8 protein-coding genes are annotated in these 11321 nt (G+C 57.6%); 6 read left to right on the forward strand and 2 right to left on the reverse strand.

Features of this window, described 5'->3' with window-relative positions:
• The first annotated feature begins 459 nt into the window (after nucleotides 1-459).
• The 6 genes from QZ170_RS08705 to QZ170_RS08730 all read left to right on the forward strand — a co-directional run bounded on the left by QZ170_RS08705 (nucleotide 460) and on the right by QZ170_RS08730 (nucleotide 5507).
• Nucleotides 460-1131 carry a hypothetical protein gene (locus QZ170_RS08705; RefSeq protein WP_297180005.1) on the forward strand — a complete coding sequence of 224 codons (672 nt, stop codon included), beginning with the start codon at nucleotides 460-462 and terminating at the stop codon, nucleotides 1129-1131.
• Nucleotides 1132-1334: 203 nt separating this feature from the next.
• A complete protein-coding gene (locus tag QZ170_RS08710; RefSeq protein WP_297180008.1) occupies nucleotides 1335-1799 on the forward strand; it encodes an NfeD family protein in 465 nt (154 codons plus the stop codon).
• A gap of 62 nt (nucleotides 1800-1861) precedes the next feature.
• A complete protein-coding gene (locus tag QZ170_RS08715) occupies nucleotides 1862-2845 on the forward strand; it encodes an SPFH domain-containing protein (RefSeq protein WP_297180012.1) in 984 nt (327 codons plus the stop codon).
• A 196-nt stretch (nucleotides 2846-3041) separates the two neighbouring features.
• The gene (locus tag QZ170_RS08720; RefSeq protein ID WP_297180014.1) at nucleotides 3042-3170 is read left to right on the forward strand and encodes a hypothetical protein; all 129 of its coding nucleotides are present in this window, start codon (nucleotides 3042-3044) and stop codon (nucleotides 3168-3170) included.
• A gap of 26 nt (nucleotides 3171-3196) precedes the next feature.
• Nucleotides 3197-3868 (forward strand): ribulose-phosphate 3-epimerase, encoded by a 672-nt coding sequence (gene rpe, locus QZ170_RS08725; protein WP_297180017.1) that lies wholly within the window; start codon nucleotides 3197-3199, stop codon nucleotides 3866-3868.
• On the forward strand, nucleotides 3801-5507 hold the full coding sequence (locus QZ170_RS08730; RefSeq protein ID WP_297180020.1) for a ComEC/Rec2 family competence protein: 1707 nt from the start codon (nucleotides 3801-3803) through the stop codon (nucleotides 5505-5507). The genes rpe and QZ170_RS08730 overlap by 68 nt, the downstream gene beginning before the upstream one ends.
• Nucleotides 5508-6121: 614 nt before the next feature.
• Here the strand turns inward: QZ170_RS08730 and QZ170_RS08735 are convergent.
• The gene (locus QZ170_RS08735; protein ID WP_297180023.1) at nucleotides 6122-8812 is read right to left on the reverse strand and encodes a zinc-dependent metalloprotease; all 2691 of its coding nucleotides are present in this window, start codon (nucleotides 8810-8812) and stop codon (nucleotides 6122-6124) included.
• 21 nt (nucleotides 8813-8833) lie between these two features.
• Nucleotides 8834-11321, reverse strand: a 2488-nt coding sequence (locus QZ170_RS08740) for a zinc-dependent metalloprotease (RefSeq protein WP_297180026.1), incomplete at its 5' end; no start/stop codon positions are given.

Raw genomic sequence — 11321 nt, forward strand, 5'->3', positions numbered from 1 at the left:
CCCCCCCACGCTACTCCATCCTGCTCACAACTAGCTGATATACACCCGGTCTCCTGCTCTCGCTACGCACCCCGTGGAGCCCCCTCCCGAGGGGGCTGGAGTACGCACACAACACCCCAAAAACGCTCTCGGTAAGAACGCCAAGGCGCCCTCGGTATGAGCGCTGAGACGCTCTCGGTATGAACGCCAGACCGCTCTCGGTAAGAACGCAAAGGCGCTCTCGGTAAGAGCGTCTGAGCCCCCTTCTGACAGGGGTATGCGAGGGGTCAGCTTCCCCAACGCAACACGCTATTTATCAGCAAGTAGAGGGAGAGTAACAATACGAGGGGATAAGCTCCCGCACATTCACTACCTTTGGGGGAGATGTGGCGTGCCCCACCCCAAGGTGAGCCCCCCGTCACACCCTAACTCTAAGAGAGATCACAGTCAAGTCCAATCATCAAGCCTAAAAAGCCGATTATGACACCAAAGACACTATTCAGTTCTCTCTGCCTCATCCTCCTATGTGCATTCGCCTGCACCAAGGATCGAGACATAGAGACCGTAGCTGATCCCGAGTCTGCTCCCTCTACTGAGCAGCTACCAGAGGAAGTCAAGGAGGATATCGTATACCTCCAGAGCGCCCAGCTCGCTCCCCTACGGGTAAGCTACAACCAGCCCAACGCCAAGAGCCTAGCCCTTGACCCTAAATCCGCCCGTGCAGAAGCCCTAGCCAAGCTCTCTGACCGACTACTCACCATGCTCCCCCAGCACGTCGATCCTGCTAAGGGCAATACAGCCTTCGTCCTCATCTGTGACGATGAGATCAAGCGAGAGATCTACGTACAGGAGTTTGGGATCTATGCCTCACTCGAGGATCAGTTTGGGGTCTTGGTCTCCCTACTACTCCTCGACAGAGACCTCTTCGGCTCAGTCCCCGACACAGAGCCCACAGAGCCCCCACACAAGCTACAGATCATCTGTGACGGAGGGAAGACCGATGACAGAAGTGTCCTACTAGACCCAAGAGGTAGCCAGCAGAGTCTGGCCTTCGCCAAGGGGAAGATCGCTAGCCTTCTGACCGAGCGCCTCGCTACCGGCGAGGGGCTACGTACGCACAAGGCAACCCTCCTCTGCCTACCCGCCTACTAAACGACACCTCCACGCCTTAGGCTGTGGACAGGCGAGGTCTGTGTGGGCATAGCTCCCATACAGACCTCGCTCTCGTTGGGACAAGGTGGAGGGAGAGCAGGGAGTGGGGAGAGCCCCTATTATATAGGTATAGGAAAAATGAGTGCTATTGGCTAACTTTGCTGGGTAAGTATTTAGTAAACCCTGATACACGGACGCTCCATATGGTAGACTTCATCCAACAGATACCTATTTGGCAGCTTTGGCTCGTAGCTGCCTTCATCCTTTTTGCCCTCGAGGTCCTCACACCAGGCTTCATCCTTGCCTGCTTCGGTGTGGGTGCCTTGGTGGCAATCCCCATGGCAGCCCTCGGACTGAGCTGGCTGATCCAGATCATCGCCTTCTGCATCGGGAGCCTGCTGGCTCTGTGGCTACTACAGCCCCTGATGTGCCGGTGGTTCCAGTTCCACGATACCAAGACCGGAATGGACGCCCTCATCGGTCGTCGGGTCTTCGTCAGCGAGGAGATCCTCCCCGGAGACGCTGGCGGACGTGTCGCCGTGGACGGCGATAGCTGGAGAGCCGTCGCACATGAGACGACAGAGCCCATCCCTGCTGGCACCGAGGTACGTATCCGAGGCTACCAGAGCCTCGTACTCGAGGTAGAGCCCCTCATGCCCCACCACTGACCCCACCCCAGAGCAACACCCCAGAGATACCCTACATCATACATATATAAACAGACAGACAAATGCCACTCGAACTAATCATCCCCATCGTCCTGGCCCTACTGGTGATCCTCACCATCTACCAAGGGCTATGCATCGTACAGCAGTCACAGACGGTCATCATCGAGCGTCTAGGGAAGTACTACCGCACCCTAGGCTCCGGGGTGAACATCATCATCCCCTTCATCGATCGTCCCCGCCCCATGCGCTGGCGTTACACCATGCCTGGGCCTAATGGGCAGACCTACGTGCGCTTCACCGAGATCACGAATATTGACCTGCGTGAGACCGTCTACGACTTCCCTCGCCAGAGCGTGATCACCAAGGACAACGTCGTCACCGAGATCAACGCCATCCTCTACTTCCAGATCGTCGATCCCATGCGTGCCATGTATGAGATCCAGAACCTACCCGATGCCATCGAGAAGCTCACCCAGACGAGCCTACGTAACATCATCGGGGAGATGGACCTCGATGAGACACTTACCAGCCGTGACACCATCAACAACAAGCTCCGCATCATCCTCGACGAGGCGACGAACAAGTGGGGCGTCAAGGTCAATCGTGTAGAGCTACAGGACATCAATCCCCCCCGTGACATCCGTGACGCTATGGAGAAGCAGATGCGCGCCGAGCGTGACAAGCGTGCCCAGATCCTCAACGCCGAAGGGCAGAAGGAGGCTACCATCCGCGAGTCAGAGGGACGCATGCAGCAGGCCATCAATCACGCAGAGGGTGAGCGTCAGGCACAGGTCCTACACGCTAAGGCTGAGGCCGAGGCTAAGCTCCTCACCGCCGAAGCCGAAGCCCAAGCCATCCGTAAAATCGCTATGGCCGTAGAGGGCTCAGGCGCCAACCCCGCCCAGTACCTCATCGCCGTCCGCTACCTAGAGACCCTCAAGGAGATGACCTCAGGCAAGGACACCAAGACCGTCTACCTGCCCTACGAAGCCTCGGGCGTACTCTCGTCCCTCGGAGGCATCAAGGAGCTCCTCAAGCAGTCTTAGCCCCCTCACCACCCAACACTATCCTACCCCGCCACCAAGGAGTCTCTGAGCCCGTAGGCTCACCCCTCGGCTGGCGGGGTAGTCCCTTTCTCTCTCCCTCCCATAATAGTAGCTGGCGTGAGGTCGTTATATGAGCGTAGTCAGGGGGTCGAGCCCCTGACGCTTATTGTTTCGACTTTATACTTTTAGCCTGCTTATGGTACAGACTTACCCCCGTACAGAGAGAGAGAAGCTCAACCTCATCGCCCGTGCCGCCTATGAGCGCACTCGCCCAAGGCACCAAGAGACCCTGCGTCGCCTTCGTCTCCTAGCCACAGCCATCTAACCACCCTACCCCCCAATAGACAAGACATGAGTGCAACGACTACGATCGTAGCTCCGTCACTCCTCTCTGCGGACTTCCTGCACCTCGACGAGGCAGTCAGGATGATCAACGAGAGCGAGGCAGACTGGCTACATATCGACGTGATGGACGGGGTCTTCGTGCCCAATATCTCCTTTGGGTTCCCGATCCTCGAGGCCATACGTCCCGTGATCCAGAAGCCCCTAGATGTGCATCTGATGATCGTCGAGCCGATGAAGTTCGTCCGAGAGTTTGCCGCCCTCGGTGTAGACACGATGAACGTCCACTACGAGGTCAGTCCTCACCTGCACCGCTCCATCGGAGCGATCAAGAGTGCAGGGATGAAGGCTGCCGTGACGCTCAACCCTCACACCCCCGTAGAGCTCCTCACCGATGTACTTGAGGACCTAGACATGGTACTGCTGATGAGCGTCAATCCAGGCTTCGGAGGACAGAAGTTCATCCCCCGCACCGTGGACAAGGTGCGACGTCTCAAGCAGCTCATCCAGGAGCGTGGTCTCAGCACCCTCATCGAGGTCGATGGAGGGGTGAATGCCACCACTGGAGCAGCACTCGTGGAGGCTGGTGCTGACGCACTCGTCGCTGGTAGCTATGTCTTCTCTCACCCCGACCCCAAGGCAGCCATCCACAGCCTCAAGGTGCTCCCACGCTCCCTATAACTCCCTCCGCCGTCCCCTGCCCCAGCGCTGGGGTAGACGTCTGGTAGAGAGCTGGCAGAGTGGGCGTCTGTCCGCCAGCCGTGACCGCTGGCTACATAGCCCACTCGGGTGGCTACTCCTCTGCATCCTACTCGGCTATAGCTCCCGAGTACTTGTCCCCCTAGGGTGGCTGAGCCTTGTGCTCGCTACCCTAGGGGGACTTTGCTTGCTCTCGGCCTACCTCTATGGATGGAGAGCCTCGGGGACCGTAGGTGCGACGAGGTGGAGCGGTCGCCTCGTTGCCCTCTCGCTTGGCCTTACCCTCGTCCTCGGGGCTAGGCTCTACTATTCCCATACCATGCAGACGCTGGAGCGTCCCCTCAGCCTAGAGCATGGGGAGGTCGAGGCAAGGCTCATCGACAGCCCTTCGCCCCGGGATCGGGGACAGAGCTGGGATGTAGAGCTCCTCTCTGGGGCAGACAGAGGACGACGCATACGACTCTACACACAGGACAGCCTCGTCCCACAGGTCGGAGACAGCCTCGTCCTACGGATTGGGCACTATGAGGGGATTGGGCAGGCTACCCTCCCGTCACGCTACCGAGACTACCTCCTTAGCCTTGGGCTCTCAGGGACAGCCCGAGGTCGGAGCATAGCCCACCACCCTACCCCACGGGCTCATCTATTGGCCTCTCACCCGACGCTCCTCGCCCTACGCTGTAGGGACTATCTGCGCACTCGGCTGGGGCAGATCGGACTCTCGCCCTATGCTGAGAGCGTCCTCACGGGTATCGCCCTAGGCTATATCCCGAGGGACAGCATAGGCAGGAGCATCCGAGGAGAATTCACGGCTGGGGCAGTAGCCCATCTGCTAGCCGTCAGTGGCTTTCACCTAGCGGTCGTCGTCGGGGCACTCACCCTCATCCTAGGGTGCATCCCAGGGATGAGGCGGCACCACCGCCTACGGTGGGGGATCGTGCTCCTCGGGGGCTGGGCCTTCACGCTCCTCACGGGCTGTACCATCCCCACCCTACGAGCAGCACTGATGCTTACCCTCTATGCTGGCGCACGGGGACTTGGGCGACCGACTTCACTCCCCGAGGTGCTCACCCTCCCCGCCCTCGTACAGCTACTTATTAGCCCTGCGAGCTTGCTCTCGGCGAGCCTACCCTTGACCTACCTTGCCCTACTTGGGATCTACCTCTTCTATCGGCCTATCTATAGGAGTGTGGGCAGGCTACGTAGCCGTCCCCTTAGCTATCTGTGGAGCGGGATCGCCCTCACGCTCTCGGTACAGCCACTGGTCTTACCCCTGTCGCTCTACTTCTTTGGCTACAGTTCGCTCGCCTTCGTCTTTACCTCCCTGCCCCTTACACTGCTGGCTACCCTTCTGATCCCCGTGACCCTCGTTGTGCTCCTCCTGCTAGCCGTAGGGGCAAGCGGCCTCCCAGCTCCCCTCGTCGAGGGGCTAGAGGGGCTCACAGAACTCATGCGAGGGCTGACCAACACCTTTGCCGATGTGCCCCTACTGCATCTGCGCTATCCCCTTAGCCTAGCCGAACTCGTGGGGCTCTATGCCCTCCTCATGGTCGTACTCCTACTCGCTCGCTTACGTGCCGAGTACCACCACTCCCCGACTCCAGCACCCGTGGAGAGCTAAGGAGGGGACGCAAGAGAGCAGACCACTTGGTGAGTAGCATAATCTACCTAACCCTTACCCAAAGAGAACCAAGGACAATACCCTCAAGGGTCAGTAGGAACTAAGCATGTAGCCTGCTCACCACCAACCACGACGAGACACCACTCCCCGACAGACACTAAAGCCAGGGCCGACGCACGATCTCGCTCGCATACTCCTACCTTTGGATCTTCGGGGATATTATTTCATATCCTAGGGAGCCTTAGCCCTTCACTAAAGATCCTAGGCATTACTCCCGAGGAATAGACATACAAGCGAGCCTTACAGAGGATATACTTAGAGGGCACTTGTGTACACGCGTGTATACACTTGTGTACACGTGGGTATACAGTTGTGTACACGTGGGTATACAGTTGTGTACACACGTGTATACTCATCCCTCCTAGGTAGGAGGTATACACTGGGGGTCTCTACTCCTAGGACACGGATACTTCTATCTTCGGCGTATGCTCCCCCACGACCTTGCCCTCGCACTATAGTGACTCCATGCGTCAGCCCTGACACAAAAGCAGAGACGGTGGTATAGGGAAGTCCTATACCACCGTCTCTGCTTCTATATGGAGCTAGCGAGGTCGCTACTTGGTGATCTGGTCGAGCTTACGCAGTAGGAACTCGTAGTGCTGACGTAGGGTCGCATCTGCCGTCTTGGGCGCTACACGGCGCAGGAGCTCCTGCGTACGATAGAGCAGTGGCAGGTAGAGCGACTCTGTCGTATTGATGGCGTTGGTGAAGAGATCTTCTGGTTCGCCGTAGCTCTTCCCGAAGTTGAGGAAGCCTACCCCTGAGTGCCCATGCGCATCCGCTGAGCTCGAGGGCGCATAGGAGCAGATGTGGGGAGCCTGCTGAGGCAGGAGCGAGATGAACTCTTCGTCTGTCATACCCTCTGTGCGTACCTGCTCCGTAGGCTCTGCGAAGCCCGTGAGCTCTGCGATGGAGAGGGAGGAGCGACCGCCTCCCTTAGGAGCAAGGTCAGAGGTGTAGCCGATGAGGTAGCGGACGAAGTAGTCCTGCAGTTGCTTTTCCTCAAAGGAGAGGTTCTCCTTACCCTGCTCCGTCTTGGCAAAGACACGAGCATAGACATCGTCCGCATACTCGAGGGGCGAGTAGGAGGTGGAGTCTAGGTAGTAGGAGAGGTTGAGGTTGGCAATATTGCGGATAGCCATCGCTCTCGTGAGGGCACCTAGGCGCACGAAGGGAGAGTCGGCAGCGACATCACTCATCGTATGCTCTAGTGGCTCATTGCGCATACTATCGATCGAGACCGCTTGGTCTAGGAGCCACATAGCGGAGGCACGTTGCTCGGCCTTCGGTACGACCTTGTAGCGGGGTAGGCCAGAGGCTTCGCTCGTCTGATAGAGGTAGATCCCAGGGACGTTGAGGAAGACGTTGGAGACATAGCGCATCGCCTGATTGGCGATCCCTTCGTAGAGGGTAGCACGGTGCTCTGCTTCGTCATCGTTGGGGAACCACTCCCCTAGGTGGCTGAGGATATAGCGGAGGTTGGAGAGGCCTAGGGTACTTGCCTTAACTGGGTCATTCGATAGGTCTTCCTCGATAGCGGAGGGGTCATAGCGACGATCCCCCATCTGCTGTACCCCATAGCGATACTCAGGGTCGTGGGCATGCTGGTCGATCAGTGCAGAGACTCGCTTAGACTCCTCGATGAGATCCCCCTTCGTATCGGGGAAGTACTTATACGTCCATTCGATGGCGTACTTGTCGTACGTCCCTACGGTAGGAGGATCAAAGCTCACCCCCTTGTCTCCGGGCTGCACGACGTAGTTGAAGCGCGCATAGTCCATGATGGAGGGCGTCGTACCGTGCGTAGCGGAGAAGGAAGGAGAGCGCAGGGAGTCGATGGTGTAGGCCGCCGAGGCCGCCATGTTGTGCATGAAGCCAAGGGTATGGCCGATCTCGTGGGCGATGACGTACTTCAGCGACTTGGACATGAGGCTATCGGGTAGCTTCACGGCACGTACGGCTGGGTCAGCCTGTGCAGTCTGGATGAATCGCCAGTTGTTATTGAGCTTAGACACATCGCTCCATACAAGTACAGAGGCATTGATGATCTCCCCTGTGCGAGGGTCAGACCAAGAGGGTCCCATAGCGTTCTCGGTAGCGATGGGGACGTAGCGAATGCAGTTGTACTTGAGATTATCGGGGTCGAAGGTAGGATCATCGGTGGGGAAGTCACGCACCTCGATCGCATCCTTGAAGCCGATGAGCTCGAAGGCCTTGTTCCAGCGTAGTGTTCCCTCCTTCATAGCTTCCTTCCAGACTGGGGGGAAGGTATTCTCTACATAGTAGACGATGGGCTTCTTGGGGCGGACCAATTCGCCACGCTTGAAGGCCTCGACATCCGAAGGCTCCAGACGCCAACGCTTGACGAAACGTGCCGACTCGAACTGCTGGCTCTCGGGGTTATATGCCCCCTTGCTGATCTGGAAGACCCCGATACGGGTGTCAGCTAGGCGTGGGGTCATAGGCTCCTCGGGCAGGCGCAGTAGCGTGAAGGTCGCCCCGAGGGTCACGGGATAGTCCTTCAGAGGCGAACCGCCGCCACGTGCCGAGGAGAGCGTGATGCGGTAGCTACGATCGACCTTGATGGAGACATTGTCCTCAAAGGACTTGATCTCCCGTATATGCGTCAGGCTACGCTGTGGGCTGGAGCTGACGCTGTATGACCCTAAGCTCTTAGCCATGAGTGGCAGATACTTCTGATCCTCTAGGAAGAGGGAGGAGGCATCGAAGACCACGGTGGTCTTGTCCTTGTTCCAAGCCTTGATAGGGAACTTATATACGGCCAGATCCGTGTAGCTCGAGGCGATACGTGGCCGTAGCTCCTTCTCGTCCGCTGGGGTGAGGTAGGGCTCGGTATTGATGGCCTCCATCACTATAGCACTATCCTTCTGTGCGAAGCGCATGTGGATGGGGTTGCCGTTCTTGAAGCCTACCATCCCTAGCTGAGGGTTGGAGATGGAGGAGAGGGTAGCTGCTAGGAGGAACTCCTTGCCGATCGTCTTGACGGGTAGCTCGATGTAGAGCTTGTTATCCGTCTTGTGTAGCGTGAGGAAGTCCCCCTTAGCGGAGACGATCTTCCCAGAGGTAAGGATACGCTCGTAGGGGGTCTTCTCTACGGGCTTCTCCGTCTTGGCTGGCTTCTTCTTCCTCTTAAGGAAGTCGAAGATACCTGCATGAGCCGATAGAGGAGCGAGTGTGAGGCACCCAGCTAAGAGGAGCAGGGTGATCGATCTATTCTTCATCATATCTATTCGTATCCTGGTCTACTACTTCTTGTCGTCGAGGAGCTTCTTGACCTTGAAGGCTAGTGTCTGGTAGTGCGCACGTAGCTCTCTGTCGGTGGTGGAGCTGGCTCGCTGCTCTAGGATAGGACGTATCTTCACCAGCGCTGCGTAGAAGTACTGGTCAGAGGTGTCGAGGGCAGGGACATTGGCCATCGGATAGATGTTAGCCGAGGGGTCACCACCGCCGTAGCTGAGACGACCTCTGCCGAGGAGCGTAGAGAAGTCTGTAGGGGCAGAGGCACTGAGGCGAAGCATATCCATCGTCACGGGCCCGCTGGTGAAGCCATAGGGCATGTTGGGGGTAGCCTGACGGGCATTGGTAGCACCAGCTACAGCCTTGTCGATGAAGTTACGCTGCATGAAGCGCTCCATGTGGTTGGGGGCAGTCCCCGCAATCGTGGAGGCGAAGATTGCCTTGTAGAGGTCGTCGAAGTACTCCCCGAGCGAATAGCTATTCTTATCTACCTGCGAAGCGATGATGATACGGGCACGTAGGTTGAGGATGTCGTTATTGATGAACTCCAGTAGCTGGTCAAAGTAGCTCACATCCATCGGTAGCTTCCGCTCTAGGCTACGATCGGCATAGCTCTGGAAGCGCTTAGCCTCCGCTAGGATCCATTGGAAGGCTTCGCGCTGCTTAGCCTTAGGTACGACCTGGTAGCGAGGTAGGCCGGTGGAGAGACGAGCTTCACGGGTCACCACACCCCCGACGAGCGACATGACATTCTTGAGGTAGAGGTAGTACTGCTGGACGACGGTGAGGTACATCGCCTTCTTCTTGCGACTGTCGGGGTCGTTCTGGATCCACTGCTCGAGGTGCGAGCAGATGATCGCTAGGTTCTTCATCCCAAGCGTGCTACTCATCAGGTGGTCATCCCCGAGGTCTTCGGTACGAACCGTTGGGTCTACGGAGTAGGTCTGCCTTGGGGCATAGCGGTAGATGGGGTTAGCGACCTTCTTATTGACAAACTCTACCAGACGCTTGGCTTCACGGGCGGGATCACCCTCTTCCTCGGGGAAGTAGCGGTAGCCCCACTCTATAGCGTAGCGGTCGTATTCGCCGAGGACGTTGTTGATGAGGCGGACACCCTTGTCGCTAGGCTGTGCTACATAGTTGTAGAACTCTCCATCCATGATCGAGGGAGCTAGCCCCTGCTCATTCGTGAACTTTGCAGAGCGAAGGTTCGCAGTCGAATAAGCGGTGGAGGCAGCATAGTTATTGAGCAAGCCAAGGGTCTTCCCTACCTCCTGCGTGACGAGGGCAGAGAGCGACTCGAGGAAGCGATCCTCGGGCAAGCGTGCACTACGGACAGCAGGATCGACGGCAGCGGTGGTGATGAAGCGCTGCTTGTGCAGGAGGCTCTCCACGTTGTTATAGATCAGGAGCGAAGCGTTGAAGATCTCCCCAGTACGTGGGTCGAACCATGAGGCACCCGAGACGGTTTCCTGCGAGTTAGGTATGTAGCGGATCGTGGAGTATTCGAGGTTGTCTGGGTCAAAGTTCTTGTCTAGAGGGAAGTCTCGCACCTCGATCACGTTGCGGAAACCCGCTGCCTCAAAGGCCTTGTTCCACCTCAGGACCCCTTCTCTCACAGCCTTGGCCCAGGTCGTAGGGAAGGCATTGTCGAGGTAGAAGGTGATCTTCTTCTCAGGCTCTACGAGAGCGCCCTTGGCATAGGCCTTCTTGTCCTTGGGGACGAGGCACCAGCGGTGAGCCAGGTACACCGGCTCACTCTGGTCGAGGTAGTCGGGGAAGGAGACCTTACGTGACGTCTCATAGCCCACACGGGCATCGGCTAGACGAGGGGTAGCCTGCGAGGGCTTCACCGGAAGGATGGTATAGGTCACCTCTGCCGTGAGGGGCATATCCTTCGCCACGGTCAGCACGCCCATCAGGGAGGCCGTAACGGAGAAGTTCATCTCGACCTTGACACTGGCATTGGTATCGAAGGCCTTTAGCCCTCGGATGAAGGTTAGGTTACCATTACTAGATGAGGATAGCTTGTAGGGGCCCTGCTCCTTGGGGATAATCTCAAAGAAAGGATTGCTCTCCGTGACGAGCGAGTTAAGACTGAGCACTACGGCAGAGCTATCGGCAGTGTAGACCTTCGGAGTGAAGGACATGACCACAGGATCACGGTAGTTAAGCTCTAGGGCCTGCTGTAGCTGACGGGAGGCATCCCTGCGGTAGACGAGGGTATTGGGAGCCTTCATGACGATGACGCTGTCCTGCTTCTCTAGTCTGAAGACGAAGGGAGCGGAGTTCTTCGACCCCACAGCTAGATAGTCAGGGTCGGTGGTGGAGGTGATCGTCGCCCCCATCATCAGCTCCTGCCCTAGGTACTTCGTGGGGAGCTCGAGGAAGACTTCGCCGTCGATCTTGTGGAGGGAGACGAACTTGCCACGGGCACTCTCCACCTTCTTGTCCTTAAAGAACTTGATGTACGGGGTCTCCTCCTTTTTCTTCTTC

Source organism: uncultured Porphyromonas sp., from assembly GCF_905372525.1.
GTDB lineage: Bacteria > Bacteroidota > Bacteroidia > Bacteroidales > Porphyromonadaceae > Porphyromonas.

What these genes read in the sequence shown, in the direction of transcription:
- QZ170_RS08705 (WP_297180005.1), top strand. Translation starts at nt 460, where the DNA reads ATGACACCAAAGACACTATTCAGTTCTCTCTGCCTCATCCTCCTATGT.
- QZ170_RS08710 (WP_297180008.1), top strand. Translation starts at nt 1,335, where the DNA reads ATGGTAGACTTCATCCAACAGATACCTATTTGGCAGCTTTGGCTCGTA.
- QZ170_RS08715 (WP_297180012.1), top strand. Translation starts at nt 1,862, where the DNA reads ATGCCACTCGAACTAATCATCCCCATCGTCCTGGCCCTACTGGTGATC.
- QZ170_RS08720 (WP_297180014.1), top strand. Translation starts at nt 3,042, where the DNA reads ATGGTACAGACTTACCCCCGTACAGAGAGAGAGAAGCTCAACCTCATC.
- rpe (WP_297180017.1), top strand. Translation starts at nt 3,197, where the DNA reads ATGAGTGCAACGACTACGATCGTAGCTCCGTCACTCCTCTCTGCGGAC.
- QZ170_RS08730 (WP_297180020.1), top strand. Translation starts at nt 3,801, where the DNA reads ATGTCTTCTCTCACCCCGACCCCAAGGCAGCCATCCACAGCCTCAAGG.
- QZ170_RS08735 (WP_297180023.1), bottom strand. Translation starts at nt 8,812, where the DNA reads ATGATGAAGAATAGATCGATCACCCTGCTCCTCTTAGCTGGGTGCCTC.